This is a genomic window from Streptomyces sp. NPDC057002 (assembly GCF_042673825.1).
Classification (GTDB): domain Bacteria; phylum Actinomycetota; class Actinomycetes; order Streptomycetales; family Streptomycetaceae; genus Streptomyces.
Genome location: NZ_JBHURZ010000001.1, coordinates 723,089 through 748,577, shown reverse-complemented (window position 1 = coordinate 748,577; position 25,489 = coordinate 723,089). Strand labels below are relative to the sequence as shown.

Below are 25,489 nucleotides of genomic sequence, written 5' to 3'. Positions count from 1 at the left end.
AGGGCCGCGTCCTGGGCCGTCAGCCCGGGTCGGCCGGGATCCGCAGACTCACCTCGTACCCCCCGTCGGAGGTAGGGCTCGACGCGAAGGTGCCGCCTAGGAGTTCGGCGCGCTCCTTCAGGCCGACGAGGCCCTGACGGGACCCGGGCAGCGGCAGGGAGGGCCGGGTGGGGGGTGTGTTGGTGACGGTCACACCGAAGGCCTCGCCTTCGTCGGCAGACCAGAGCCGTACGGTCGCGGTGGCGCCGGGTGCGTGCTTGCGCACATTGGTGAGGGCTTCCTGCACGGTGCGGTACACGGCGCGCTGGGCGGGCGTGCTTACGTCGGGCGGGAGTTCGCCTTGCAGCTCGGTGCCGATGCCGCTCGTCGTCACGAGCTTGCGCAGGTCGGCGAGGGTGGGCTGCGGGGTGAGTGCGGTGGCGTGCCCGCCCGAGGCCCTGAGCAGGGTGACCATGTGGCGCAGTTCGTCGAGGGTGTCCACGCTGAGGGAGCGGATGGTGCGGGCGCCCTCCTTGAAGTCCGGTTCCGTGGCGGCGACCTGGAGGGCACCGGCCTGCACGGCGATCAGGCTGACCTGGTGGGAGACGACGTCGTGCATCTCGCGGGCGAGCTGGGCGCGCTCGCGGGCGAGGACGGCCTGGGAGTGCAGCAGCCGCTCGTGCTCGCGTGCCTCCTCGATCTCGACGAGACGACGGGCCAGATCCCGGCGCGCCTGGACGAGTTGGCCCAGCAGCACGGGCGCGGCGGCAGTGGCGAGCGTGTAGAAGAAGTAGACGAGGGTCCAGGTGTGGTCGAGCGAGGAGAAATCGTCCAGGGGCCAGGGCGCGGCCGACGCCAGCGCGAACAGCACCGCGCACACGACGAGCAGACGGCGGTCGCGGGACCGTTCGGCCAGCGTGAACAGGGCGGCGAACGGGGCGAAGACGATGTCCAGCATCAGGCTGGCCGGAAGCGTGCACGCGAACACCGTGAGCGGGAAGCGGCGGCGGAACACGAGCGCGGCACAGCCCGCGGCGGCCACCGCCGTCGCGAGGCGGGAGCCCTCGTCCAAGTTGAACCAGACGTCCCCGGCCGCGATCGCGACGATGACGACGTCGAGGACCGGTTCGGGGACGCGCACCCACCACGCACGGCGAGTCGTCATCGCCCGGACCCCGAAGGCCGTCGCCCGTCGAGCAGCCCCGCCCGCTGCGCGAGCAGCGCCGCCTGCACCCGGCTGCCGACCCGCAGCTTGGTGAGGATCGCGCTGACGTGATCCTTCACCGTGCCCGCGCTGAGGTGGACGCGGGCACCGATCTCGGTGTTGGACAGTCCCTCCGCGATCAGGACGAGCACCTCGCGCTCGCGCTCGGTGAGCCGTCCCACGCGTGCTGCCTCGGCGTCGTCGACCCCGGTGGTCCCGGGATGGCTCTGCCACACGGCGCGGGACGCCTTCGGCGACATCACGACGCCGCCCGCGGCCAGGGTCCTCACCAGCTGGGCGAGTTGGTCGGGCTCGGTGTCCTTGAGCAGGAATCCGGCCGCTCCGGAGCGCAGCGCCGTGAGGACGTACTCGTCCGCGTCGAACGTCGTCAGCATCGCCACCACCGGCGGCTTCGGCAGGGCGCGCACCTCCCGCAGCACCGTCAGTCCGTCGACGTCGGGCATCCGGATGTCCAGCAGTACGACGTCCGGCCGCTCCCGCCGGACGCTGTCGACGGCCTCCGCGCCCGCCGTGGCCGCGACGACCTCGATGTCGTCCGCGGCGCCCAGGATCAGCTTGAAGCCGGACCGCACCAGCGCCTCGTCGTCCACCACCACTACCCGGATCACGCGTGCTCCGCCTCGTCGTCCCTGTGCGTACGCCTCCGGCCGCACGGCGGTGCCGATCGGCACACCGGACCCACCGTAGAACGAGAAATGCCGCGTGCGGAGGTTCGGCCGGACGCTCCCGCCACTCGGGGGACGCAGACCCGCCGACCGGGGTGGCGGACCGGACAGGTGCGGGATAGTCCCGGCCCAGGCCGCTCCAGAGCCTGGAAACATGACCCAGAACGCAGACGACACGGCCCTCGCGGCGCCGCCCGCCGCCCGGTTGGAAACCACCGAGAGCGGAGGCGCCTCGGCGGGACGCCTCATCGGAGTGGACCTCGCCCGGGGGCTCGCGGTCTTCGGGATGTACGCGGCCCACGTCGGCCCCGACCCCTCCGAGGGCGGAGCGACCGGCTTCCTCATGGAGCTGACGCACGGCCGCGCCTCCGCGCTGTTCGCCTTCCTGGCGGGCTTCTCGATCATGCTGATCACCGGCCGCCGCACCCCGAAGAGGGGCCGGGCGGGCCGTCAGGCGGTCGCCAAGGTCGTGATCCGGGCGCTGGTGCTGCTGGTCCTGGGCACCGCGCTCACGCTCACCGATACGCCGGTCGAGGTGATCCTCGCCTTCTACGGCCTGTACTTCCTGCTGGTCCTGCCGCTGTACCGGCTGAGCGCCCGCCCGCTGGCGATCATCGCCGCCGCCGGTGCCCTGGTCCTTCCCCAGGTGCTGTACGTCGTCCAAGGCGCCCTGAACTCCGGCGAGAACGAAGGTCCCGTCGGCATCTGGGCCTGGCCCGCGGACGCCGACGGCATCGTCTCGCTGCTGTTCACCGGCACTTACCCCGCCCTGACCTGGATCCCCTTCGTCATCGCCGGCATGGCCGTCGCCCGCCTGGACCTGGCCGCCACCGCCGTACGCATACGCCTGGCCGTCACCGGCGTCGCGCTGGCCCTGCTCGGGTACGGCGGCTCCTGGCTGGCCCTGCACCTGGTGCCCGGAATCCTGCCGGCGATCAGCGCCTCCGCCTGGGGCGAGGGCGGTTCGGCCGCGTCCGCCTGGTGGTCCGACACCTGGGGCTACCCGAGCGGCGACACCCCGGCCGCCCTCCTGGTGGCCTCCCCGCACAGTGAGACCACCCTCTCGGTCATCGCCAACGCCGGTGTGGCGATCGCGGTCCTCGTCGGCTGCCTCGCGGCCGTGGATGCGTTCCCGCGCTTCCACCGGCTCGCCCGACCGGTGATCGCGGTCGGCACGATGTCCCTGACCGCGTACGTCTTCCACATCGTCGGCATCCGGTTCCTCGGCATCGGGGAACTCCCCGGCTCACCGCCGCACGTGCTGCTCGGCTTCATCGCCGCCGTGACCGTGCTCGCGACGCTGTGGTCCCGGTTCTTCCGGCGAGGCCCCTTGGAGTGGCTGCTCGGCAAGACCACCAAGCCGGCCGAACTGGTCCGCTGAGCCGGCCGGCAAACGTGGGAGGGCGTCTCAAACGCGAACCCCGGCGCTGCCGGCCGGGGCGCCGGGCACCGCCGCGCTCCCCGGCAGCGGCGTTCGGGCGGGGCGGTCGGCCAGGACGTCGAGGATGTTGTCGACCGCCAGGTCGACCATGGCGGCCCGGGTGGCCTCGGTGGCCGAGCCGATGTGGGGGAGCGTGACCACGTTCGGCTCGGCGACCAGCGGTGACAACTCCGTTCCCATCGGCTCGCGTTCGAAGACGTCGAGTCCGGCGGAGTGCAGTCGCCCCTCCCGGACGGCGTGCAGCAGGGCCTCCTCGTCGACGACACCACCGCGGGAGGTGCTGACCAGCGTGGCCGTGGGCTTCATCGCGGCCAGTTCGCGGGCGGAGATCAGATGCCGTGTCTCCTCGGTGAGCGGCACGTGCAGCGACACGATGTCGGACTCGGCCAGCAGTGTGGACAGTCCCACCGAGGCCGACAGATCGTCGTCGGGCGCGTAGGGGTCGTGGTGGAGCACGCGCATGCCGAAGCCGTGGGCCCGGCGGGCCACCGCGCGGCCGATCTGGCCGTAGCCGACCAGTCCGAGCGTGGCGCCGTGGATGTCCAGACCGAGGTAGTCGTGCATCCGGAACAGACCCCAGGTGCCCGACGCCAGGCTCGCCCCGGCGGCGCCGATGCGCCGGCGGGCGGCGAGGATCAGGGCGAAGGTGAGGTCGGCGGTGGTCTCCGCGAGCACACGCGGGGTGTGGGTGACGACGATGCCGCGCTCGGCGGCGGCGGCCCGGTCGACGTTGTCGAAGCCCATGCTCGCCAGTGCGATGACCCGCAGGGAGGGGCCGGCGGCGTCCATCAGCGCGCCGTCCACCGGGTCGTTGCCCAGGGCGAGGATTCCGCTGACTCCGGGTGCGAGCGCCGCGAGGTCCGAGGGGCCGGGCTTGCCGTCGCCGGGCCAGGCCACCGAATCCGCTGCCCCGGCCAAACGGTCCAGGCCGTTGCCGGGCAGGTTTTCACGGGTGGTGAGCACACGCTTCTTCATTCATGTCTCCAGGGCAGCGGTTTTCGCAGGAAACTAGCTGTGACTGCCACCGGAAACAAATAGTGGTTTCGTGTGACGCTATTGCGGTTTCTTATTCTTCGTGCGGTGTCTCGTCAAAGGCCGTGATGAGATCGAGGAACAGGTCGTGCACCGCCAGCGCGGGTTCCGAGAGGGGCTGGTTGTCCGAGGTCACCAAGGACAGCTTCACCTGGATCACGGGATGCACGATGCGGCGCACCGACAGGGAGCGCACGTCGAGGATGGCGCGCGCGGCCGACCAGGGCAGGACGGTGGCGCCGAGGCCCGCGTCGACGGCGTTGACGAGCGTCAGCGCGGACTCGACCTCGCCCGCCACGTTCGGCAGGAGCGAGGCCTGCTGGAAGGCGGCGTCCACCACCTGCCGGATCGTGTGGATGCGGCTGGGCAGCAGCAGCGGCACGTCCTTGAGCTCGTCCAGGTCCACCTCGCCCGCCCCGCGCGGGGCCGTGTCCCCGGGGGCGCCGATCAGGAACAGATCCTCCGTCCGCAACGGCTCGAACTGCACACCCCGCAGCGGGCCGGCCCCGTAGATGAAGGCCATGTCCATCCGTCCGGTCATGATGGCCTCGCTGATCACCCCGCCGAAGTTCTCGTTGACGTGCAGCAGGATGTCCGGGTAGCGCTCGCGCACGCTCTTCAGCAGGGGCAGCGCGAGCGCCGCGCCCAGGCTGTACGGCGCGAGGCCCACGGACACGCTGCCGGCGGGGGCCCGGCCGGAGACCTCCACGGCGGCGTGCGCGAGGTCCACCTGCCTGAGGATCAGCTGGGCGTGCCGGTACAGCGCCCGGCCCGCCTCGGTCGGGGCCACCCCGCGTTTGCTGCGGATCAGCAGCTGCTGCCCGAACTGCGCCTCCAGCGCGGACAGCTGCTGGCTGAGCGCGGGCTGGGCGATGTGCAGGATGTCGGCCGCGCGCGTGATGCTCCCCGCGTCAATGATCTTGATGAACGAGTACAGACGCCTGGTGTCCATGCGGGGCCTTCCACGGGGAGCGGAGCCTCATCGTAGGGAGGGCCCACCTCGAAACACACCCCCGAGAGAGGCCGGGGGTGTGAGGCAGGTCATAACGGTTCGCGATAACGCCAGATCGAACGCATATTGGCGGTCGAGCGAGCAGGGGATTAAGTTGAGCGGAACATCCAGCCAGGATGCATTTCGGGAAATCACCGACACGTGATCGCATTCCCTTCCTCGCATTGTCCTTCCTCATATTCTCCCGGAGGACGTCATGACCCCCATGGTTGATCTCGTCGCCGATCTCGGCGAGGGATTCGGTGCCTACACAATGGGCGACGACAAAGCCCTCCTGGAAATGCTGACGTCCGCGAATGTCGCCTGCGGATTCCACGCCGGTGACCCGCGCATCATGGACGCCACCGTCCGGACCTGTGTGGCGAACCGGGTGGCCGTGGGCGCCCACCCGAGCTTCCCCGACCTGGTCGGCTTCGGCCGCCGCGCGATGGACCTCACGCCCGAGGAGGTCCGCACGGACATGCTGTACCAGATCGGCGCCCTCCAGGCGTTCGCCGTCGCGCACGGCACCCGGGTGCAGCACGTCGCCCCGCACGGACGCCTGGGCAACCTGGTCGCCGTACGCGCCGACTACGCCCGTGCCGTCGTGGACGCCGTCGCCTCCCTCGACCAGTCGCTGATCGTCCTCGCACAGGACGGTGAACTCGCCGACGCCGCCCGGGCCCGCGGACTGCGCGTGGGCATCGTCGGCATCGCCGACCGCGCCTACCGCGATGACGGCACCCTCGTCCCCCGCTCAGAGCCCGGTGCGGTCATCCACGACCCGGACGAGGTGGCCCGGCGGACCCTGCGCATGGTCACCGAGGGAGTGATCCGCAGCGCCGGCGGCAAGGACATCCCGGTCGCCTGCGACACCGTACTGCTGCACGGCGACAGCCCCGGCGCCATCGCGCTGGCCGGCCGCATCCGCGCGGAACTCCTCGCCGCCGGTGTCGAGATCACCTCTCTCGACAAGGTGCTGAGCGGGACGGGCGCCTGACATGAACGGCAACATCACGATCACGGACTGCGGTGACTCCGCCCTGACCGCCAGGGCCGTGGGCCTGGACGCCGAGGACGCCTGGCGGCTCGTCCACGCCCTGGCCGACGCCCTGGACGCGGTCCGGCTCACCGGAGTCCACGACGTGGTGCCCACCTACGACGCCCTGCTCGTGGAGTTCGACAGCACCGGCACCGACCACGACACCGTCCGGCGGATCGTGGCGCACGAAGCCGCCCGCCTCGGGCCGGACCCCGCGCCGGCCACGCCGCCACGACGCTTCGTCGTGCCCGTCGTCTACGGCGGCGAGCACGGGCCCGACCTGCCCGAGGTCGCCCGTCAACTCGGCCTGACCGAGGGCGAGGTCGTCGCCCTCCACTCCGGGAGCGACCTCACCGTGCGCTGCCTCGGCGCGCCCGCCGGGGCGCCGATGACGGACGGCCCGCCCTTCCCGAAACCCGTGCCGCGGCTGGCGTCGCCCCGCACTCACGTCGATCCCGGTTCGATCGCCGTCGCCGGACGGCAGGCCGTCATCTGCCCGATGCCCTCGCCCGGCGGCTGGCCCCTCCTCGGACGCACCCCCGTGCGCGTCCTCGACCTCCGCAGCGACCCGATCACCGCCTACCGGCCCGGGGACACCTTCCGCTTCGTCCCCATCACCCCCGACGAGTGGGACGACCACGCCGGCACCTCCCTGGCGGCCTGCCATGGCTGACACCCTCACGATCCGCACCCCCGGCATCGTCACCGTGCAGGACCTCGGCCGGGTCGGCCGCTCCCGCTACGGTCTGCCCGCCGGCGGAGCCGCCGACCAGCACTCGGCGCGCGTCGCCAACGTCCTGTGCGGCAACGACGACCGCGCCCCGCTGCTGGAGATCACGGCACTCGACTTCGCGTGCGTGCCCTCCGCCGACATCCTCGTCGCCGTGACCGGCGCCCCCGCCGACGTGACCGTCGAGGGCGGCGTCCGCCCCCAGTGGGAACCGGTCTCCGTGTGCGCGGGCGAGACCCTTCGCGTCACCGGCATACGTCAGGGACTGCGCGTCTATCTGGCCGTGCTCGGCTCGTTCGAGGCCGACTACCTCCAGGGCAGCTGCGCCCCCGACACCATCCTGGGCTTCGGCCCCGCCCTGAGCAGCGGCGACGAACTCGTGCTGCGCTCGGCCTGCCCGCCCCTCGACCACCCCTTCTCACGCATCCCGCTGTTCCGTCTGAACGCCCCCGTCCCCGCGTTCCCCGCCACCTGGACGATCGACGTCACCGACGGCCCCGACCGGGCCGAGTTCGGAGACACGGCGAGCCGGCTGTTCGACGCCCCCTTCACCGTCAGCCCGCGCAGCAACCACATCGGCCTGCGACTGCTGGGCGAGGTGCCCCGCCGCGTCACCCAGGGCGAGATCCTCTCCCGCGGGGTCCCCATCGGCGCCGTCGAAGTGCCGGCGGGGGACGAACTCCTCGTGCTGCACCGCGGCCGCGGCGTCACGGCCGGCTACCCCGTCCTGGCCGTCGTCACCGCCACCGGTCTGTCCGCCCTGGGGCAGGTGCGCCCCGGGCAGACCCTCCGCTTCCGCCACCGCACCCTCGACCAGGCGGTCACCGCCCACCGCGCCCAGCGGGGCGCCGTCGACGCACTGCGCACCCGCGTGCGCACCGCCTTCGACGCCCTGCGCATCCGCGCCCCCGACCCGGCCTGACACCCGGTCACCTCCCCAGCCGTCCCCTTCGCCCCCCGCCGGCCCGCACGGAGCCCCCCGCCCCTCGTCCCCAGCCCGCCGCAAGACAGGAGACGCCATGACCACCATGGCCGCTCAGCCAGTCCCCAACACCGTCGACCCCAGAACAGCCCGGAAGGTCACCCTCGCGGGATGCGTCGGCATCTTCGCCGAGCTCTACGACAACGGCATCTTCGGCTTCATGGCCGGAACGCTCGCCGCCGTCTTCTTCCCCGGCTCCGACGACGCCATCATGCTCGTCTTCCTCGGGTACGCCGTCTCCTTCTTCTTCCGCCCCCTCGGCGGCATCATCTGCGGCCACCTCGGCGACCGCATGGGGCGCCAGCGGATGCTGGTCTTCGTCATCATGCTCATCAGCGTCGCCACCGCGGCCATCGGCATCCTGCCCACGTACGCGAGCATCGGCATCGCGGCGCCGATCCTGCTGATCCTGCTGCGCGTCGCCCAGGGCTTCTCCGTCGGCGGCGAGGCCTCGGGCGCGATGAGCTTCCTCGCCGAGCACGCCCCGGAGGGCAAGCGCGGCCTCTACACCAGCTACGCGCAGATCGCCTCCTTCCTCTCCCTGCTCACGGGCACGCTGGTCGCCGCCGCCATGACCAGCGGACTCGGCGACGAGCGCATGGAGTCCTGGGGCTGGCGCATACCGTTCCTGCTCGCCGTCCCGCTCGGCATCACCGGCATCTACATCCGCAAGCGCATCAGTGACACCCCCAACTTCAACCGCCTGAAGGAACAGGGCGGCCTGTCCAAGAACCCCCTGAAGGAGGCGTTCACCTCCGCCGAGCACCGCCGCGCCATGCTGCTGGCCCTGTTCATCCCCCTGATGAACGGCTCCGGGTACTACGTCCTGTTCAGCTACATGCCCACGTTCATGAGCAGCGAGCTCGACTTCGGCAAGGTCCAGGGGCTGCTCGTCACCGCCTCCAGCCTGGTCGCGATCTGTATCGCCATCCCCTTCATGGGCCGTCTCTCCGACCGGATCGGACGCAAGAAGGTCATCGCCGGCTCGGCGATCGCCATGGCCCTCGTCGGCATCCCCTGCTACCTGCTGATCGGCACCGGCAACCTCGCCCTCGCCGTCATCGGCGCCTGTCTCATGGCCGTCGTGTTCGCCGGGCACACCGGCGTCATCCACATCCTGCTCGTCGAACTGTTCCCCACCCGGGTGCGCTACTCCGCCTACGGCCTGGGCTACAACGTCTCCTCCGCGCTCTTCGGCGGCACGGCCCCGCTGCTGATGACCTACCTCATCGCCCAGACGGGCAACGTCAACATGCCGGCCTTCTACGCCGTCGTCACCGCCCTCGGCACCCTGATCGCCGTGTCCCGGGTGAAGGACCGCGCCCATCTGCCCCTGCGCGACGCCTGATCCCCCTTTCCCTCACTTCTAGGAGCACAGCAGCATGCCCATCTCCGACTACAGGACGGCCCTCGTCACCGGAGCGTCGACCGGCATCGGAGCCGTGGTCGTCGAGCGACTCACCAAGCGCGGCCTAGAGGTTCACGCGGTGGCGCGCAACGCCGAACGGCTCGACGCCCTCGCCCGCGACACCGGTTGCGTCCCGCACGCCGTCGACATCACCGACACCGAGGCACTCACCGCCGCACTGGACGGCCTGGAGATCGACGTCCTCGTCAACAACGCGGGGGTCTCACGCACCGGCAACATCCTGACCGCCGACGAGTTCGCCGTCGACGAGCAGGTCGCCGTCAACATCCAGGCCGTTCTGCACCTGGTCCGTCTTCTCATGCCCGGCATGGTCGAGCGCGACCTCGGCCACATCGTCAACATCAGCTCCATCGCCGGCGTCTACAACTTCGGCGGCAACACCATCTACCACGCCACCAAGGCCGCCGTGCACACCCTCTCCCGCCAGCTGCGGGTAGACGGCTACGGCCGCCGGGTCCGGGTCACCGAGATCTGCCCGGGGCGTGTGGAGACGGAGATCTTCGGCCGTCTGCTCGGCGACATGGAGGAGGCCCAGCGGCGCTTCTACGACGGCTACGAGTCCCTCAAGCCCGAGGACATCGCCGACTCCATCGAGTTCGCCGTCGACTCGCCCCGGCACGTCAACATCGGACACATCGAGATCCTGCCCACCTTCCAGGTCCCCGGCGGCCTCAACTTCGAGCGCAGGGAGGGCTGATCCACATGGACACGGCAGAGCGGGTACGCCGTATCAAGCCCTCGCCCAGCACCGCGGCCGCCCAACGCGTGCGCGAACTCAAGAGCCAGGGCCACACCATCCTCGACCTGACCGTGGGCGAGCCCGATTTCGACACCCCCGACCACGTCAAGGCCGCGGCGATCGAGGCCATCGAGGCGGGCGAGACCAAGTACACCCCAGTGAACGGCACGCCGCGCCTGCGCGCCGCGATCACCGGCAAGCTCCGTGAGCGCCACGGGCTGGAGTGCACCGACGCGCGGATCGCGGTCGGCGGGGGAGCCAAGCAGATCATCTTCCTCGCCCTGATGGCCACCCTGGACGAAGGGGACGAGGTCATCGTCCCCGCCCCGTACTGGGTGTCCTATCCGGACATGGTCCGCGCGAACGACGGCACCCCCGTCGTCGTCGACTGCGCCGAGGCGGACGGCTTCAAGCTCACCCCGGAACGGCTCGGGGCGGCGATCACCAGGCGCACCCGCTGGGTCGTCCTCAACACCCCGGGCAACCCGACCGGATCCGCCTACACCACCGCCGAACTGCGGGCGCTCGCCCAAGTGTTGCTCGACCATCCGCAGGTGCAGGTCCTCACGGACGAGATCTACGACGAGATCTGGTACCGCGAGGAGGACGCCCCGTCCCTGGCCGCCGTCGAACCCCGCCTGGCCGAGCGGGTGTTCCTCACCAACGGAGTCTCCAAGACCTACGCGATGACCGGCTGGCGCATCGGCTACGGCGTGGGCCCGGCGGACCTGGTGACCGCGATCAACACGCTGCAGTCCCAGACCTCCTCCTGCCCCTCCTCGGTGAGCCAGGCCGCAGCCGCCGCCGCGCTCACCGGACCGCAGGACTTCGTCCGGGAGACCGTGCGCGTCTACCGCGCACGCCGTGACGCCACGGTGAAACTCATCAACGACATCCCCGGTCTCAGCTGCACGGTCCCCGACGGCGGCTTCTACCTCCTGGTCAACTGCCAGGGCGCCATCGGGCAGTCCACCCCGTGGGGAAGCCGGATCGAGAACGACGAGGACTTCGCCCGCTACCTCCTCGACAGCCGGCAGGTCGCGGTGATCCACGGTGCCGCGTACGGCGCGCCCGGCTACTTCCGCATCTCGTTCGCCACATCGACGGACGTGCTCACCGAGGCATGCGCGCGCATCGCCGCCGCCTGCACCACTCTGTCCGAGAGGCCGTCATGATCCGCGTCAGCACCAAGTTCGACCGCCCCGCCCCGGAACTCGTCGAACGCCTCGCCGCCTACTCCTCAGCCACCATCCACGAAGCCCAGGGCAGGCTGGGCGCCCTCGACTCGACCCTCAAGCCGGTGGACCACAGGATGTCCCTCTGCGGTCCCGCCTTCACGGTCCAGTGCGCGCCCCGCGACAACCTGATGCTGCAGACCGCCATCGCCTACGCCCGCCCCGGGGACGTCATCGTCGTCTCCGCCGGCGCCTACGAGGAGGCGGGCTCCTTCGGGGACGTCCTCGCCAACGCCTGCCAGTCCAAGGGGCTCGGCGGCCTGATCACCGACACGGGCGTCCGGGACACCGAGGACCTGCGCGCCCTGGGATTCCCCGTCTTCTCCCGCAGCATCTCCATCAAGGGCACGGTCAAGGAGACCGTGGGACCGATGTGCGAGCCCGTCACCGTCGGCGGCGTCCTGGTCCGCCCCGGTGATGTGATGCGGGCCGACGCCGACGGCGTGGTCGTCGTCCGCCGCGAGGACGCGGCCGAGGTGGCCGCGGCCTCACAGCAGCGGGTCGACACCGAGGCCGACTACATCGCCGCGTACCGCGCGGGCAGGACCGTCATCGACATCTGCGGGCTCGAGCCGCTGCTCGCGGCGAAGGGGCTGGTGATCGAGGAGTAGCGGCGAGGGGCGTGCCGGTCAGGGCCTCGTGTCCGTCAGGGAGATACGGGCGGTGATGCGCTTGCCGACCGGCTGCCGCTCGATGTCGAGATCCTGGGCGACGGCCTTGACGATCTCCAGGCCGTGCTGGCCGACACGGTCGGGGTCGGCGGCCCGGGCCGCGGGCACGGCCGGGTCGCTGTCCCATACGGCGACCTCCACCGCGGCGCCGGAGACGCGCAGTTCCATCAGGACGGGACCCGGGGCGTACTTACGGGAGTTGGTGACCAGCTCGCTGACGACCAGCTGGGTCAGGTCCATGGCACGCGATGAGACGTCCAGGCCGCGCTCCTCCCGGAGCCGGGTGAGGAAGTCGGCCGCGTGGTGGCGGGCCTGCGCGATGCAGCCGTCGTCCCCGCCCAGGGCATAGCCGACCTGGGTCGGGCGGGCGCCGGGCTCAGTACGGTCCCCGTCGGGTTGCGGCTCCAACAGCATCGTCCTTCTACTCCCCGTTCACGCACGTGCGTGTACCCCTCACTTTGTCATGCATGCCACGGGCGTGTTGTTCGGCACAGTCGATTGGATGCGTCCGGCCTGGAGAGTGCGGCACAATCGGCACAGACGTTGCACGGGGCAGCCCAGGCGCAGTTGAGGAGACGGTGACCGACAACCAGGGGACGGGCCGGCCCGACCGGCTCTCCATCGAACACTCCACCGTCGACGGCATCCGCGTCGTGACCCTGCGCGGCGAGATCGACCACGGAGTCAAGGACGCACTGCAGCACGCCCTGCTGGCCAGGGACGGCGACGGCGGGGCGCCCCGGATCGTGGCGGACCTCAGCGGGGTGACCTTCATCGACTCCAGCGGCATCAACGTCTTCATCCACACCCACCAGCGTGCCGACGCCGCACAGGGATGGCTGCGCCTGGCCGGGATCCGGGGACCGGTGCTGCGGGTCGTCCAGCTCGTCGGCCTGGACGCCGTCGTCGCCTGCCACCCCACGGTCGAGGAAGCCCTGACGTGAGCGGACCGGGCCGGCCGACGTCCGTGCTGGTCCTCGTCGCGGTCCTGACCCTCACCGCCTGCGGTGATCTGCACGCCTCGGGCGCGACGCCCGGCGCCACTCCCAGCAGGTCCGCCGGGCCCTCGCCCAGCGCCGCCGGAGCCTCGCCGTACGTAGAGCCCGGGGCCGGTGACGGGGCCCCGCACTACAACGAGAACAACGGCCACCGTCGTCCGGGAGAGATGTCTCCGGCCCACGCGAAGGACGCCGAGCGGGAGGCCGATCGCATCAGGCCGGTCCTCGAACGGCTGTGGAAGCGGCGGACGTGGGATCCCGCGACGGTGCGCGAGGCCCTGCTCCGGCTCGGCTACGAGGAGGAGCGCGTCACGCGGGACGGCAAGCGGCTCGGCGGGACGCTCACCGTCACCGAGATGTCCTCACGCTGGAAGGACGACGGTTACGTGACGCCCGAGGGCGCGCGAGTCGCCCTGCGCGTTCACGACGACGCCTGCGTCACGGCGTTCATCCAGAAGACGAACTTCGCCGCGGTCGCCAACGGCCCGTACCCGGAGTCCGGCTGCTTCGCACCGCCCTTCGCCCACTGAACGCGGAACTCACCCGTCCGCACGCGCTGGGCAAGGCGTGGGCCGAACGCGCCGTTCAGGATGGAGGAGCCCGGGACAGGCGTGTGCGTGCGAGGGAGCGGTATGACCGAGACCGACAGGGCCAGGACCTTCCCCGCCGAGGACGGAAGCGGCCGGCCCTCGCCGAACCCCGACCCGGGTGCCGGCACGGCCGACCTGCGGCGCGTCGGGGCGCACCCCGATTTCTGGTACCCGGTCGCGCTGTCCCGCGGCGTCCGGAGCAAGCGGGTGGTGGCGACCGCCTTCGCGGGCGAGCGCATCGCGCTCTACCGCGGGCAGAGCGGCGCCGTGCACGCCCTGGAGGACCGGTGCGCGCACCGGCAGGTGCCGTTGAGCATGGGCGTAGTGGAGGGCGACACCCTCCGCTGCTGCTACCACGCCTGGGCCTATCGCGGCGACGGCCGCATCTCACAGATCCCGTATCTGTCCCGCGACGACGGCAGGCCGCCGCGCGGTGTGCGCGGCTACCCCGTCCGCGAGGCCTACGGCTTGGTGTTCGTGTTCCCGGGCGACCCGGACAAGGCGGCCGACACCGCCCTGCCCGAACTGCCGGCCTTCGGCTCACCGAGCTACAAGACCATGACCTACTCCCGGACCGTGCGCTGCCACTACTCCTTCATGCACGAGAACCTGCTCGACATGAACCACCAGTTCCTCCACCGGGGCGTCGTCGGCAAGCTCCACCCCGAACTGCTGGAACACCGCACCGACGCGCGGTCGGTGGAGGCCCGCTACCTGTTCACCCACGCCGGGGGGAAGCGGAACCGCGGCGCCAGCCTGCTGGCCGCCGAGGGCATCAGGGGCAGCGACTCCAGTGACGTCATGACCATCCGCACCGCGTACCCGTACCAGACGCTCGACCTGGTTCCGGAGAACGCCGAGCGTCCGGCCTTCCGCCTCTGGGCCGCCTATGTGCCCGAGGACGCCGAGCAGCGCGTCTGCCACACCTACGGTCTGCTGATGATCGAGAAGCCCCGGGTGCCCGGCGCGCTCCAGCTGGCCTGGCCGTTCATCAGACGCTTCACCGAGCGCGTGTTCGCCGAGGACCGCATGGCCGTCGAAGCCGAGCAGCGGGCCTGGGACGAGCAGGGCGAGGACCGCAATCACGAGGTGTTCTCCCTGATCCTGGACGTCCGCGAGGTCTTGCGTTCCAACGGCGTCCCCATCCGGGCCCGGGCCGCCGCGTGCGGCACCGCCCAGGCGTGCGACGGCCGGGCATCGGCTTTCGGCGCTCACCCGGCGGGCTGACGGCAGAACCGGCCGCCCATGCGACGATCTCCGCGTGGACTACCCCAACGACCAGGCCCCCGGCGCCCCCGTCCGCTCCGGCATCCCGGAGCACGGCCGCGTCCCGAAGTACTACGCGGTCAAGGCACGGATCGACCGGCTCGTCGGGGAGTTGGGGGAGGGCGGACCGCTGCCCACCGAGCGTGATCTCTCCGAGCGGTACGAGGTGGCCCGCGAGACCGTCCGGCAGGCCATCCGCGAGCTGGTGCTGGAGGGCAAGCTGCGGCGGCAGGGGCGGGGGACCGTCGTCGCGGGGCCCAAGCTGGAGCAGCCGCTGTCCCTCGCGAGCTACACGGAAGGTGTGCGGCGGCAGGGGAGGACCCCGGGACGGAATCTCGTCACCCTCGACCGCTTCCCCTGCCCGGACGCGCTCGCCGCCGAGACCGGCCTGCGGCGGGGAGAGCCCGTCTGGCACCTGGAGCGCGTACTGCTCGCCGACGACGAGCGGGTGGGCCTGGAGAGCACGTACGTCGCGGTGGCCCGGGTGCCCCGGCTCGACAGCGACTTCGACCCCGACTCCTCGTTCTACGCCTGGATCAAGAGCCAGGACATCCGGTTCGGCGACGCCGACGAGCGCATCGAGACCGTACTGGCCACGCCGCGCGAGGCACTGCTCATCGGGACGCCGCCCGCGCTGCCGATGCTGCTGATCCACCGCGTGTCCCGGGACACGGAGGGGCAGCCGCTGGAGCGGGTGCGGACCCTCTACCGGGGCGACCGGTTCTCCTTCACGACCCGCCTGCACGGCTGAGAGGCATCCAGGTCTCACCGTCCACCTATCACGAAATGATAACGGGTCTAGCCCAAATATGCAGACTGGGTTCACGCTGTCGTGGGGAGCCGGACTCGTCTCCCCGAGCACAAGGAGCGTGTCGGACGTGAGAGTGACAGTCGTCGGAGCCGGCGTGGTGGGCACCATGCATGCCTGGCAGGCGGTGAACCGCGGCCACGAGGTCGTACAGATCGAGCGCGAGGCGGAGGCGCGCGGCGCGTCCCTGCGCAACTTCGGCCAGATCTGGGTGAGTGGCCGCGCGGGCGGCGAGGAACTGGACACCGCCCTGCGGGCCCGGGAGCTGTGGGAGGAGATCGGCGGCCGGGTCCCGGCCCTCGGCTTCCGTCCGAACGGCTCCCTCACCCCCGTCCGCTGCGACCTGGAACTCGCCGTCGCCGAGGCCGCCGTGGCCCGCCCGGACGCCGCCGCCCGCGGCTACAAGCTGCTGACCCCCGGCGAGGCCCGTGCCCTGAACCCCGCCCTGCGCGGCGAGTTCAGCGCCGCGCTGTACTGCGAGCGCGACGCGGCAGTCGAGCCCCGCACCGCCCAGCTCGCCCTGCGCGCGGAGCTGCTCAAGTCCCCGCGCTACCGCTTTCTGCCCGGCCGCGAGGTCCGTGACGTCGTCGGCCCGGGCGCCGTCCGCGACGACCACGGCGACGTCCACCGGGGCGACGCGGTCGTCCTCTGCACCGGCGCCTGGCTCGGCGGCCTGGTCCGCGAACTGGCCGGACCCGGCCTGCCCGTGCGCCGCGTACGTCTCCAGATGATGCAGACCGACCCGCTGGGCGAGCCGCTGACCACCTCGGTCGCCGACGCGGACAGCTTCCGCTACTACCCGGCCTACGCCTCCGCCGCGCTCGGCGCGCTCAATACCGGCAGGCCGCAGGCCGAGACCGCCGCAGCCCACCGTATGCAGCTGCTCATGGTCCAGCGCGCCGACGGCGGTCTGACCATCGGCGACACCCACGAGTACGAGCACCCCTTCGCCTTCGACACCCTCGAAGACCCCTACGACCACCTCGCCGGTGTCGTCGAGTCCCTCCTCGGCCGCCCGCTGCCGAAGGTCCGACGCCGCTGGGCCGGGGTGTACGCCCAGTGCACCGACACCGCCCGGGTCGTGCACCGGCAACAGGTGCGCGACGGGGTGTGGCTCGTCACCGGGCCCGGCGGGCGCGGCATGACCTGCTCGCCCGCGATAGCGGAGACCACCGCCAAGGAGCTGGGATGGTAGACGCACCGAAGGACATCCGCCTCGTCGTCCTCGACATGGCCGGTACGACCGTCGCCGACGGCGGCCTCGTCGAGCAGGCGTTCGCGGCGGCGGCACGGCGCCTCGGCGCGGATCCCGACTCAATGCTGGACCATGTCCGCGCCACCATGGGCGAGTCCAAGATCTCCGTGTTCCGGCATCTGTTCGGCCAGGAGGCGAAGGCCCAGGAGGCCAACCAGGCCTTCGAGAAGGCCTACGCGGAACTCGTCGACGGCGGCCGGATCGCGGCCCTGCCCGGTGCGCGCGAGGCAGTCGAGGCGCTCACGTCCCAGGGCCGAACGGTCGTACTGACGACCGGCTTCGCGCGCACCACCCAGGACGCGATCCTGGCCGCGCTGGGCTGGCAGGACCTGGTGCCGCTGACCCTGTGCCCCGCCGACGCCGGGGGCCGGGGGCGCCCGTTCCCCGACATGGTCCTGACCGCGTTCCTCCGTACGGCGGCGGCGGACGACGTCCGGCAGATCGCCGTCGTGGGCGACACCTCGTACGACATGCTCACCGGGGTCCGGGCCGGGGCGGGCGTGGTCGCCGGTGTCCTGACCGGCGCGCACGACGCGGACGCGCTGCGGGCGGCGGGGGCGCGGCATGTGCTGGACAGTGTGGCGGATCTGCCCGCGGTACTCGCGTGAGCGACAGCGCGTACCGCCGGTCAGCCGGCCGCGTGGTCGACGCGCAGCCGCACCTGCTCCTCCAGTCGTTCGAGGCTGGTGTCCAGCGCTTCGCCGACGGCCCGCTCGCCGGGATCGTGGCCGGCGTCGAAGAACGACAGGTGCACCGTCACCTCACTGGCTCCGCTGCCGAGGCCGGCGACCTGGAGCCACCCCGCGTAGCTTCCCTGGTCCCGGGTTCCCCACTCGATCCGCATCTGATCGCGCCGGGCGCGCAGCAGGGCGGAGGTGTCCTCGTCCGTGCGGTCCTCGTGCACCGTGACGGCGGGCAGTTCCGCGGCCCGCACATGCAGGGCTTCCGGCAGCCAGGTGTCGAGCCGTCCGACGTTCGCCGCCTCGTCGAAGACATGCTCGGGCTGTGCGGGCATCGTGCGTGAACGCTCGTACTCGGTCATCGCGGCACCTGCCTTGCCTCGGGGGCGTACAGCGCACCGCGTTCCCGGCCTGCCCGGCCCCAACCGTGAAAGGCCCCGCCCGCACGCTGCGGACGGGGCCTTTCAGGTCGGTCAGAACTTGGGCTGGGGCGACTGCGCCTGGACGAGTTCCGTCGCCTCCGCCTCCGTCTCCACGGACGGCGGCGAGCCCGCCAGCGGCTTGTTGGCGGTCTCCCGCATGCACAGGACGGCGATGACGCCGATGACGGCGGCGCCCGTGGCGTAGTACGCCGGCATGAGGGTCGAGTCGAAGGCGCTGATCAGCGCGGTGATCACCAGAGGTGTCGTGCCGCCGAAGAGCGAGGTGGCCAGGTTGTAGGCGACCGAGAGGGACCCGTAGCGGACGTGGGTGGGAAATATCGCCGGGAGCGCCGCCGACATCGTGCCGAGCATCATCACCAGGGACAGCCCCATCAGCAGCAGTCCCAGCGCGATGAGGACGACACTGCCCTGCCGGATGAGCAGGAAGGACGGCACCGAGAGGAAGAGGAAGCCGAGCATCCCCGTCATCAGCAGCGGCTTGCGCCCGAAGCGGTCGGAGAGCCGCCCGACGTAGTTGATGACGCACATCTGCAGGACCATCACGAGGAGCAGGATCAGCAGCCCGTGATTGGTGCCGTAGCCCAGCTCGTCGGACAGGTACGTCGGCATGTACGACAGCAGCATGTAGTCGTTGATGTTGTACGCCGCGACGAGCGCGAGGCACAGCAGCAGCGGCCGCCAGTACCTGGTGAAGATCTTGCCGAGGTCACCGGTGGCCGAGGTCTCCACGGAGTCGGCGGCCTCGCTCGCCTTGACCTGGCTGCCCTCCAGCTTCTGGAAGGCGGGCGTCTCGTCCAGCTTGAGCCGCAGATAGAGGCCGATGAACCCGAGCGGCGCCGCGACCAGGAAGGGGATGCGCCAGCCCCACGCCAGCATCTCGTCCGCGCTGAGCACGCTGTTGAGAATGACGACGAGGCCGGAGGCCCCGACGTAGCCGCCGAGCGTGCCCAGCTCCAGGAAGCTGCCGAAGAAGCCGCGCCTCTTGTCGGGCGCGTACTCCGCGATGAACGTCGAGGCGCCCCCGTACTCGCCGCCGGTCGAGAAGCCCTGCACCAGCCGGAAGAAGATCAGCAGGGCCGGGGCCCACAAGCCGATGACGTCGTGCGAGGGGACGAGACCGATGGCGAAGGTCCCCACCGCCATCATGATCATGGTGAGGGAGAGGATGCGCTTGCGGCCGACCTTGTCGCCCAGCGGCCCGAAGACCATGCCGCCGAGCGGACGCACCAGGAAGGCCACCGCGAACGTCGCGAAGGAGCTGAGCAACTGGGCGGTGTCGCTTCCGGACGGGAAGAAAACCTTCCCGATGGTCACCGCCAGATAGCTGTAGATCCCGAAGTCGTACCATTCCATCGCGTTGCCGAGGGCGGCGGCCTTCGTGGCGCGCTTGACCGCCGCGTCGTCGGTCACGGTGATGTCGCTGCGGCGCAGCTTCGGGTGGCGTCGTTTCTCGATCGCGCGGAACAGAACCCGGTGTCGTCTCACAGCCGCGGGATCCACCGACTCGTCATTGTCGGGCGCCGCCATTACGTCGTTCCTTTCGCCGGTCGTTTTCCCAAGCACAACGCCTGCACAGTTCTCGCGCGCTCAAACGCTCGTCCACGTCACAGACGATCTTCGCGGCGTCCGGCCGGTTCCGCTTGCGGGCTGTGGCGTGTGCCCGTCCCCTGGTGGGGGAACGCGATTCCTCCGGGGTGAAGGCGGGGCCCCGGTCGAGAGGAGCCCAGGTGACAGCGTCGGCCGAGGAGGCTGCCGGATACGAGCCGGATCCGCGGCGGTGGCGGGCCCTGTGGGTCACGCTGGTGGCCGGCTTCATGAGCCTGCTGGACGTCTCGATCGTGGTGGTCGCCCTGCCCTCCGTCCAGCGCGGCCTGAACGCCTCTCCCGCGCAGGTGCAGTGGGTGGTGTCCGGTTACGCGCTCGCCTTCGCTCTCGCACTCGTCACCGCCGGCCGCCTCGGTGACGCGCTGGACCGCCGCCGCATCTTCCTGCTGGCCCTCAGCGGCTTCGTGGTCTTCAGCGCGGCCTGCGGAGCGGCCCCCAGCATCACGCTGCTGATCGCGGCCCGGCTCGCCCAGGGCCTGGCCGCCGGTTTCATGGCGCCCCAGAACTCCGCGCTCATCCAGCAGCTGTTCCGCGGTGCCGAACGCGGGCGCGCCTTCGGGTTCTTCGGTGCCACCGTCGGCATCTCCTCCGCCGTCGGCCCGCTCGTCGGCGGCATGATCCTCGCCCTGGCCGACGGGGCCCAGGGCTGGCGGTGGATCTTCTACGTCAATGTCCCCATCGGCATCCTGGCCGTCCTGCTCGGCCGCCGTCTGCTGCCCCGCACCCGGCGCTCCGGCCGGGGGCATGTGGACCTGCCCGGGGTCCTGCTCCTCGGCCTCGGCGTCCTCGCACTCATGTTCCCGCTGGTCCAGGCGGGCTCCGGCGGCTTCGGCCGGCTGTGGTGGCTGTTCCTCGCCGGTGCCGCGCTCCTCGTCGCCTTCGCCCTGTGGCAGCGCCGCCTCGTGGCCCGCGGAACGCAGCCGCTGCTCGATCCGCGCCTGTTCACGACCGTCCGCGGCTACGCCGTCGGTGCCGGCGTCGGCACGCTCTACTTCGTCGGCTTCAGCGGCGTCTGGCTGGTCTTCGCGCTCTTCTACCAGGACGGCCTGGGCTTCTCCCCGCTCCGGTCCGGCCTCGCCGTGACGCCTTTCGCCCTCGGCTCGGCCTGCGCGGCCGCGATCGCCGGGCGTCTGGTGGACCGGCTCGGACGCATGCTCACCGTGGGCGGCCTCGCGGCCGTGATGGCCGGCCTGGGCGGCACGGCGCTGCTGCTCCGCCTCGCGCCCCTCGGCATCGCACCCTGGGCCGCCGCCCCGCTGCTGTTCCTCGGCGGCGCCGGCAGCGGCTGTGTGATCTCCCCGAACATCACCATGACCCTGCGCGATGTGCCCGTGCACATGGCGGGTGCGGCGGGCGGCGCCCTTCAGACCGGACAGCGGCTCGGCGCCGCCGTGGGCACCGCCGCCCTGCCCGGCCTCTTCTATCTGGTGCTCGGCGGGAGCGACGACTACCGGGGCGCCCTCGGCGTCGCGCTGGGCGCCGGGCTCGTCGGTATGGCGGCATCCCTGGCCCTGGCGACGTTCGACTGGCGGCGTGACCGGCGGACCCGGCAGGCGCACGGGACCTGCCCGGAGGATGTCGCCAACAGTCCCGTGCACGCCCGGCAGACCTGAGGCGCACGCGGCCGACCTCAGGTGGTCTGCGGTTGGGCTTCCCGCGGCGCGGCATCGTCCAGGTCGCCGCGGACGGCGGCGATGGCGAAGGCCGTCATGGAGGCCAGGGCGAGCAGCGCGAGCGGTCCCCAGATCGCCGGTATCGCCCACATCGGCCAGTCATTGGCCGACTGCGCCCAGAGGGTCAGGATCGCGGTGGCGCCCAGGCCGACGCCGTGCCACCGCACCACCATGCCCGCCTTCGCATGCCGCCGGTCACCCCGGGCGAGGAGGGGCCACAGCCCTCCCACGAAGGCCGTCAGGCCGAACGACACACAGGCCAGCGCGCCGCCCAGACGATCCTCGGGCCAACCCACGGGTCCGTCGGACGTCTGCTGCCGCCGCCCCTCGGCGTCCCGTACCTCCACGACCTGCCCGTGCCAGATCAGGCCGACGACCTTGTCGTCCGGCTCCAGTTCGGAGACCACGGGATCGGCCCGCAGGAACGTCACCTGCCACGGCTTGCCGGACGGCGGCACCAGCTCCGCCTCCGGGGACGCGTTCCTCTCCCCACGGTTCGTGTCGGCGTCGCGGACCGTGAACTCCTGCTCCCACACACACCCCGACGCCCGCACCGGCACAGAGGCGCAGGCCGGCGCGGCGCGGAACTCCCGCTCCCGCTCCAGCGCTCCCCGGATCTGGAGCGCTGACGCCACCCCGAACCCGAGAGCCACGACAGCGATCAGCAGCCAGAGCACGGACCGCAGCACCATGCGTCCCGGCGACTCCACCATGACTCGTCCCCCCCCCGTTCTACGCGGAACCCGCAGGCGCATTGGAACACGCCTGCGCGTCCGCGCCCAGGCCTCTACCCGGCGGTATGGACGCGCCGGCCCTCGACGAAGGTCTCCAGGACCCGCGTCGCGCCGATTTCCTCGGGCGGGCCCGCGAACGGGTCGCGGTCGAGGACCACGAGGTCGGCCGACTTGCCGGCGGTGATGCTGCCGGTGGTGTCGTCGAGGTGGTTCACATAGGCGCTGCCCGCCGTGTACGCGGCGATGGCCGTGCCCAGGTCGAGGCGCTGCTCCGGAAGGAAGGCAGGAGTGCCCCCGGGAGCGTCGGGGGAGATCCGGTTGACGGCGACATGGATGGCCTGGAGCGGATCCGGGCTGCTGACCGGCCAGTCGCTGCCCGCGGCGAGGGTCGCGCCGGCGCGCAGCAGATCACCGAAGGGGTACTGCCACCCGCCTCGCTCCGCGCCCAGGAAGGGCAGCGTCAGTTCGTCCATCTGCGGTTCGTGCGCGGCCCACAGCATCTGCAGGTTGGCGCTCGCGCCCAGCGTACGGAAGCGCGGCAGGTCGTCGGGGTGGACGACCTGGAGGTGCGCGAGATGGTGCCGTGTGTCGCGATGGCCGTTGGCCGCCCGGGCGGACTCCACCGCGTCGAGCGCCTCACGCACCGCGCGGTCGCCGAGCGCGTGGAAGTGGACCTGGAAGCCGAGCGCGTCCAGCTCCGTGACGTACTTCCGCAGCTCGCCCGGCTCCACGAAGCTGATCCCGCTGTTGTCCGAGGAGCAGCCGCAGCCGGTCAGGTAGGGGTCGAGCATCGCGGCGGTGTGGTTCTCCGCGATGCCGTCCTGCATGATCTTCACCGTGCCGGCGCGGAACCGGTCCCGGCTCAACTCGTCCCGGGCTGCGGCCAGTTCGGGGATCTGCTCGGCGCCGCGCTCACGGTCCCACCACAGCGCGCCGACGACCCGGGCGGTGAGCAGGCCCCGGTCGAGGGCGGCCTGGTAAACGGGCGCCGGGTCGGTCATGTTTGCGTACGTGCCGACGATGGCGTCCTGCCAGGCCGTCACGCCGTGGGAGTGCAGCACGGCCTGGGCGCGCAGCAGCGCGGCGAGCTTCTCCTCGGGCGTGGGGTCCGGCAGCAGCCGGCCCACCAGGTGGACCGCGCCCTCCTGGAGCATCCCGGTCGGGTTGCCTTCGGCGTCGCGTTCGATGCGGCCGTCGGCGGGGTCGGGCGTACGGGCGTCGATGCCCGCGCGCTCCAGGGCCCGGCTGTTGACCCAGGCGCCGTGGTGGTCGCGGTTGGGCAGGAAGACGGGGCGGTCCGGGACGATCGCGTCGAGGGCGGCGGCGGTGGGGGAGCCGCCCGGGAACGCCTCCAGGGACCAGCCGCCACCGGTGATCCACTCGGCGTCCGGGTGCTCGTCCGCGTACGCCCTGATCCTGCGCAGATACTCGGCCGGGTCGACGGTGTCGCCGAGATGGCACTGGCCGAGCTCGATGCCCGCGCCCAGCGGATGGACGTGCGCGTCCTGGAAGCCCGGCAGCAGCAGCTTCCCGGCGAGGTCGACGACCTCGGTGCGCGGCCCGATCAGCTCGCGCACCTCGTCGTGGCCGACGGCGGCGATCCGCCCGCCGCGCACGGCCACGGCGGTGGCGCGGCTGCGGGCGGGATCGACGGTGTGCACGGGGCCGCCCGTGAAGACGAGGTCGGCCGGTCCCGTGGCGTGGGGGTGCGACATGAGGGTGAACTCCATGGGGGTGGGTTCAGACCGCCGTGCGGTCCATCGGGAGGGTGAGGGCGTCGGCGTCGGTGCCGTGCCCCGTCGTGAAGTACGGCGAGCGCCTGACGTACTTGGCCACGGCCGCCATGCCCAGCCCGGCGAGCACGATCACGGCGGGCAGCGAGAACATGAACCACCCGTTGTCCGGGCTCAGTTCGAAGTGATCGCTCATGGTCAGGTACGAGTATCCGAGGTAGCCGCCGAGGCCCAGCAGCACCAGCCCGGCCACGGCGGGCACACCGACGGCGAGCAGCGCCTCGCGGGGTCCGTCGTGACGCGCCGTGCGGAAGCGCACGGCGCAGGCGAGCGCGGTGAGGCCGTAGTAGAGGGCGACGATCAGGCCGATGGCGTTGACGGCGGCCAGGAGCATGTCGCTCAGCTTGGGGATCGCGAAGGCGGCCAGGGCGACCACGGCGGCGACGGACATCACGACGGCCGTACCGACGGCGGGTGTGCCGTACCGCGGGTGGATCCGGGTCCACAGCGGCCCCATCGTGCGGTCGCGGCCCATGGCGAGCAGTCCGCGTGCCGTGGGAATCAGGGTGGCCTGCACGGAGGCGACGGCGGAGAACATCAGCGCGACCAGGGGCAGGGTGGCCCAGGGCTCGGCGGCCAGTTTCGCCCCGAGGTAGGGGAGGGCCTGGGGCCCGTTGCGGACGAGTTCGGCCAGGCTCATCTCCCGCTGGAAGGCGACCGACGCGAAGAGGAACAGACCGAGCATGGCGAAGAGGGCGATCAGACCGCCGCGGGCCGAGTCGCCCGGGCGCTTGGTCTCCTCGGTGACGCTGAAGGCCGCGTCCCAGCCCCAGAAGAAGAACACCGCGAGGACCATGCCCTGGGCGAAGCTGGTGCCGCTGGAGATCTCGAAAGGGTTGAACCAGGAGAGGGAGAAGGCGTGGTCGCCGGTGACCAGGGCCCAGCCGCAGAAGCCCAGCAGCACGGCGTACTCGAAGACCAGCAGGACGAACTGGAACCGGGTGGCGGCCCGCATCCCGGTGACGGCCAGGGCCGTGAGGGCGAGGAGGATCACCAGCCCGACCGCCGTACTGACGCCGGTGGACGTCGGATCGAGGGCGATGCCGGCGAGGCTGGTCAGGCCGGCCTTGTTGGCGAAGAGCAGGACGACCGAGCCCATGATCGCGCTGGTGTAGGCGCAGAAGATGACCGAGCCGACCAGCGTCACCCATCCGGTCAGGAAGCCGGGCCAGGGGCCGAGGGATCTGCCGACCCAGACGTAGCCGTTGCCGCAGTTGGGTTCCGAGCGGTTGAGACGGGCGTAGGCGGTGGCGATGCCGAGCACCGGCAGGAACGCCAGGAGCAGCAGCGCCGGGGCCTGGAGGCCCACGACCGTCGCGATCGTGCCCATGCCGATGGCGATGCTGGTGGTGGCCGCGGTGCTGGACGCGGCGATGGCGACGCCGTCGACGACGCCGAGGGAACGGCGCAGAGCGGGGCGTGCTGGAGGAGGTGCGGACGACATGAAGGCTCCTCGGGGGGAATGGTGGGAAGAGCCGCGCGG

At 71.6% G+C, this 25,489-nt stretch carries 25 protein-coding genes; 15 read left to right on the top strand and 10 right to left on the bottom strand.

The window, feature by feature from the left end; all coding sequences use genetic code 11:
- Positions 1 to 19: 19 nt before the first annotated feature.
- Together ACFT32_RS03300 and ACFT32_RS03295 are read right to left on the bottom strand one after the other, a co-directional pair.
- Entirely contained in the window at positions 20 to 1,144 is a 1,125-nt protein-coding gene (locus ACFT32_RS03300) for a sensor histidine kinase (protein WP_382485246.1), read from the bottom strand.
- A complete protein-coding gene (locus ACFT32_RS03295) occupies positions 1,141 to 1,812 on the bottom strand; it encodes a response regulator (protein WP_382485244.1) in 672 nt (223 codons plus the stop codon). The genes ACFT32_RS03300 and ACFT32_RS03295 overlap by 4 nt, the downstream gene beginning before the upstream one ends.
- Positions 1,813 to 2,023: 211 nt before the next feature.
- On the opposite strand from ACFT32_RS03295, the gene ACFT32_RS03290 reads away from it, so the two are divergent.
- Complete coding sequence (locus tag ACFT32_RS03290; RefSeq protein WP_382485242.1) at positions 2,024 to 3,250, top strand: DUF418 domain-containing protein; 1,227 nt, start codon at positions 2,024 to 2,026, stop codon at positions 3,248 to 3,250.
- A gap of 27 nt (positions 3,251 to 3,277) precedes the next feature.
- Here the strand turns inward: ACFT32_RS03290 and ACFT32_RS03285 are convergent, their stop codons facing one another.
- Both ACFT32_RS03285 and nac read right to left on the bottom strand, forming a co-directional pair.
- The gene (locus ACFT32_RS03285) at positions 3,278 to 4,285 is read right to left on the bottom strand and encodes a 2-hydroxyacid dehydrogenase (RefSeq protein WP_382485240.1); all 1,008 of its coding nucleotides are present in this window, start codon (positions 4,283 to 4,285) and stop codon (positions 3,278 to 3,280) included.
- Positions 4,286 to 4,376: 91 nt separating this feature from the next.
- On the bottom strand, positions 4,377 to 5,294 hold the full coding sequence (gene nac, locus ACFT32_RS03280; RefSeq protein WP_382485238.1) for a nitrogen assimilation transcriptional regulator NAC: 918 nt from the start codon (positions 5,292 to 5,294) through the stop codon (positions 4,377 to 4,379).
- Positions 5,295 to 5,550: 256 nt separating this feature from the next.
- Here nac and ACFT32_RS03275 point away from each other — a divergent pair, with 256 nt between their 5' ends.
- The 7 genes from ACFT32_RS03275 to ACFT32_RS03245 all read left to right on the top strand — a co-directional run bounded on the left by ACFT32_RS03275 (position 5,551) and on the right by ACFT32_RS03245 (position 12,101).
- On the top strand, positions 5,551 to 6,333 hold the full coding sequence (locus tag ACFT32_RS03275) for a LamB/YcsF family protein (RefSeq protein ID WP_382485236.1): 783 nt from the start codon (positions 5,551 to 5,553) through the stop codon (positions 6,331 to 6,333).
- A gap of 1 nt (position 6,334) precedes the next feature.
- Complete coding sequence (locus ACFT32_RS03270) at positions 6,335 to 7,048, top strand: allophanate hydrolase subunit 1 (protein WP_382485234.1); 714 nt, start codon at positions 6,335 to 6,337, stop codon at positions 7,046 to 7,048.
- Positions 7,041 to 8,027 carry a biotin-dependent carboxyltransferase family protein gene (locus tag ACFT32_RS03265; protein WP_382485231.1) on the top strand — a complete coding sequence of 329 codons (987 nt, stop codon included), beginning with the start codon at positions 7,041 to 7,043 and terminating at the stop codon, positions 8,025 to 8,027. Before ACFT32_RS03270 ends, ACFT32_RS03265 begins: the two co-directional genes overlap by 8 nt.
- Before the next feature lie 97 nt (positions 8,028 to 8,124).
- Positions 8,125 to 9,435, top strand: coding sequence for an MFS transporter (locus tag ACFT32_RS03260; protein ID WP_382485227.1), 1,311 nt, complete (start codon positions 8,125 to 8,127; stop codon positions 9,433 to 9,435).
- Positions 9,436 to 9,469: 34 nt separating this feature from the next.
- Positions 9,470 to 10,213: an SDR family oxidoreductase gene (locus tag ACFT32_RS03255; protein WP_382485225.1), complete on the top strand. Its 744-nt coding sequence runs from the start codon at positions 9,470 to 9,472 to the stop codon at positions 10,211 to 10,213.
- Positions 10,214 to 10,218: 5 nt separating this feature from the next.
- A complete protein-coding gene (locus tag ACFT32_RS03250; RefSeq protein WP_382485223.1) occupies positions 10,219 to 11,430 on the top strand; it encodes an aspartate transaminase in 1,212 nt (403 codons plus the stop codon).
- Positions 11,427 to 12,101, top strand: coding sequence for a 4-carboxy-4-hydroxy-2-oxoadipate aldolase/oxaloacetate decarboxylase (locus ACFT32_RS03245; RefSeq protein ID WP_376392077.1), 675 nt, complete (start codon positions 11,427 to 11,429; stop codon positions 12,099 to 12,101). The genes ACFT32_RS03250 and ACFT32_RS03245 overlap by 4 nt, the downstream gene beginning before the upstream one ends.
- An 18-nt stretch (positions 12,102 to 12,119) precedes the next feature.
- Here ACFT32_RS03245 and ACFT32_RS03240 read toward each other — a convergent pair whose 3' ends face one another.
- On the bottom strand, positions 12,120 to 12,569 hold the full coding sequence (locus tag ACFT32_RS03240; RefSeq protein ID WP_382485221.1) for an ATP-binding protein: 450 nt from the start codon (positions 12,567 to 12,569) through the stop codon (positions 12,120 to 12,122).
- A 170-nt stretch (positions 12,570 to 12,739) separates the two neighbouring features.
- Here ACFT32_RS03240 and ACFT32_RS03235 point away from each other — a divergent pair, with 170 nt between their 5' ends.
- The 6 genes from ACFT32_RS03235 (at position 12,740) to ACFT32_RS03210 (ending at position 17,686) form a co-directional block, all read left to right on the top strand.
- Positions 12,740 to 13,105, top strand: a complete 366-nt coding sequence (locus tag ACFT32_RS03235) for an STAS domain-containing protein (protein ID WP_382485219.1) — start codon at positions 12,740 to 12,742, stop codon at positions 13,103 to 13,105.
- A complete protein-coding gene (locus tag ACFT32_RS03230) occupies positions 13,102 to 13,689 on the top strand; it encodes a hypothetical protein (protein WP_382485217.1) in 588 nt (195 codons plus the stop codon). The genes ACFT32_RS03235 and ACFT32_RS03230 overlap by 4 nt, the downstream gene beginning before the upstream one ends.
- Before the next feature lie 102 nt (positions 13,690 to 13,791).
- Positions 13,792 to 14,976, top strand: a complete 1,185-nt coding sequence (locus ACFT32_RS03225; protein WP_382485214.1) for a Rieske 2Fe-2S domain-containing protein — start codon at positions 13,792 to 13,794, stop codon at positions 14,974 to 14,976.
- Between the two features lie 34 nt (positions 14,977 to 15,010).
- On the top strand, positions 15,011 to 15,766 hold the full coding sequence (locus ACFT32_RS03220; RefSeq protein ID WP_382485211.1) for a GntR family transcriptional regulator: 756 nt from the start codon (positions 15,011 to 15,013) through the stop codon (positions 15,764 to 15,766).
- Between the two features lie 127 nt (positions 15,767 to 15,893).
- Positions 15,894 to 17,018 carry a TIGR03364 family FAD-dependent oxidoreductase gene (locus ACFT32_RS03215; protein ID WP_382485209.1) on the top strand — a complete coding sequence of 375 codons (1,125 nt, stop codon included), beginning with the start codon at positions 15,894 to 15,896 and terminating at the stop codon, positions 17,016 to 17,018.
- A complete protein-coding gene (locus ACFT32_RS03210; protein WP_382485206.1) occupies positions 17,012 to 17,686 on the top strand; it encodes a phosphonatase-like hydrolase in 675 nt (224 codons plus the stop codon). Before ACFT32_RS03215 ends, ACFT32_RS03210 begins: the two co-directional genes overlap by 7 nt.
- 20 nt (positions 17,687 to 17,706) lie before the next feature.
- On the opposite strand, the gene ACFT32_RS03205 is transcribed toward ACFT32_RS03210, so the two are convergent.
- The gene (locus ACFT32_RS03205) at positions 17,707 to 18,120 is read right to left on the bottom strand and encodes an SRPBCC family protein (protein WP_382485204.1); all 414 of its coding nucleotides are present in this window, start codon (positions 18,118 to 18,120) and stop codon (positions 17,707 to 17,709) included.
- 111 nt (positions 18,121 to 18,231) lie between these two features.
- Positions 18,232 to 19,728: a glycine betaine/L-proline transporter ProP gene (proP, locus tag ACFT32_RS03200; RefSeq protein ID WP_382485202.1), complete on the bottom strand. Its 1,497-nt coding sequence runs from the start codon at positions 19,726 to 19,728 to the stop codon at positions 18,232 to 18,234.
- Positions 19,729 to 19,928: 200 nt separating this feature from the next.
- Between proP and ACFT32_RS03195 the strand changes: the two genes are divergently transcribed.
- Entirely contained in the window at positions 19,929 to 21,419 is a 1,491-nt protein-coding gene (locus ACFT32_RS03195; RefSeq protein ID WP_382485200.1) for an MFS transporter, read from the top strand.
- A 17-nt stretch (positions 21,420 to 21,436) separates the two neighbouring features.
- Here ACFT32_RS03195 and ACFT32_RS03190 read toward each other — a convergent pair whose 3' ends face one another.
- The 3 genes from ACFT32_RS03190 to ACFT32_RS03180 form a co-directional block, all read right to left on the bottom strand.
- The gene (locus tag ACFT32_RS03190) at positions 21,437 to 22,192 is read right to left on the bottom strand and encodes a hypothetical protein (protein ID WP_382485197.1); all 756 of its coding nucleotides are present in this window, start codon (positions 22,190 to 22,192) and stop codon (positions 21,437 to 21,439) included.
- A gap of 74 nt (positions 22,193 to 22,266) precedes the next feature.
- Positions 22,267 to 23,928, bottom strand: coding sequence for an amidohydrolase (locus ACFT32_RS03185; RefSeq protein ID WP_382485196.1), 1,662 nt, complete (start codon positions 23,926 to 23,928; stop codon positions 22,267 to 22,269).
- Positions 23,929 to 23,953: 25 nt separating this feature from the next.
- Positions 23,954 to 25,450 (bottom strand): APC family permease, encoded by a 1,497-nt coding sequence (locus ACFT32_RS03180; RefSeq protein WP_382485194.1) that lies wholly within the window; start codon positions 25,448 to 25,450, stop codon positions 23,954 to 23,956.
- Positions 25,451 to 25,489 lie beyond the last annotated feature (39 nt).

Bases quoted from the DNA above. Each gene is read 5' to 3' on its own strand.
- ACFT32_RS03300 (WP_382485246.1), bottom strand. From the start codon at position 1,144: ATGACGACTCGCCGTGCGTGGTGGGTGCGCGTCCCCGAACCGGTCCTC.
- ACFT32_RS03290 (WP_382485242.1), top strand. From the start codon at position 2,024: ATGACCCAGAACGCAGACGACACGGCCCTCGCGGCGCCGCCCGCCGCC.
- ACFT32_RS03285 (WP_382485240.1), bottom strand. From the start codon at position 4,285: ATGAAGAAGCGTGTGCTCACCACCCGTGAAAACCTGCCCGGCAACGGC.
- nac (WP_382485238.1), bottom strand. From the start codon at position 5,294: ATGGACACCAGGCGTCTGTACTCGTTCATCAAGATCATTGACGCGGGG.
- ACFT32_RS03275 (WP_382485236.1), top strand. From the start codon at position 5,551: ATGACCCCCATGGTTGATCTCGTCGCCGATCTCGGCGAGGGATTCGGT.
- ACFT32_RS03270 (WP_382485234.1), top strand. From the start codon at position 6,335: ATGAACGGCAACATCACGATCACGGACTGCGGTGACTCCGCCCTGACC.
- ACFT32_RS03265 (WP_382485231.1), top strand. From the start codon at position 7,041: ATGGCTGACACCCTCACGATCCGCACCCCCGGCATCGTCACCGTGCAG.
- ACFT32_RS03260 (WP_382485227.1), top strand. From the start codon at position 8,125: ATGACCACCATGGCCGCTCAGCCAGTCCCCAACACCGTCGACCCCAGA.
- ACFT32_RS03255 (WP_382485225.1), top strand. From the start codon at position 9,470: ATGCCCATCTCCGACTACAGGACGGCCCTCGTCACCGGAGCGTCGACC.
- ACFT32_RS03250 (WP_382485223.1), top strand. From the start codon at position 10,219: ATGGACACGGCAGAGCGGGTACGCCGTATCAAGCCCTCGCCCAGCACC.
- ACFT32_RS03245 (WP_376392077.1), top strand. From the start codon at position 11,427: ATGATCCGCGTCAGCACCAAGTTCGACCGCCCCGCCCCGGAACTCGTC.
- ACFT32_RS03225 (WP_382485214.1), top strand. From the start codon at position 13,792: ATGACCGAGACCGACAGGGCCAGGACCTTCCCCGCCGAGGACGGAAGC.
- ACFT32_RS03210 (WP_382485206.1), top strand. From the start codon at position 17,012: ATGGTAGACGCACCGAAGGACATCCGCCTCGTCGTCCTCGACATGGCC.
- ACFT32_RS03205 (WP_382485204.1), bottom strand. From the start codon at position 18,120: ATGACCGAGTACGAGCGTTCACGCACGATGCCCGCACAGCCCGAGCAT.
- proP (WP_382485202.1), bottom strand. From the start codon at position 19,728: ATGGCGGCGCCCGACAATGACGAGTCGGTGGATCCCGCGGCTGTGAGA.
- ACFT32_RS03190 (WP_382485197.1), bottom strand. From the start codon at position 22,192: ATGGTGGAGTCGCCGGGACGCATGGTGCTGCGGTCCGTGCTCTGGCTG.
- ACFT32_RS03185 (WP_382485196.1), bottom strand. From the start codon at position 23,928: ATGTCGCACCCCCACGCCACGGGACCGGCCGACCTCGTCTTCACGGGC.
- ACFT32_RS03180 (WP_382485194.1), bottom strand. From the start codon at position 25,450: ATGTCGTCCGCACCTCCTCCAGCACGCCCCGCTCTGCGCCGTTCCCTC.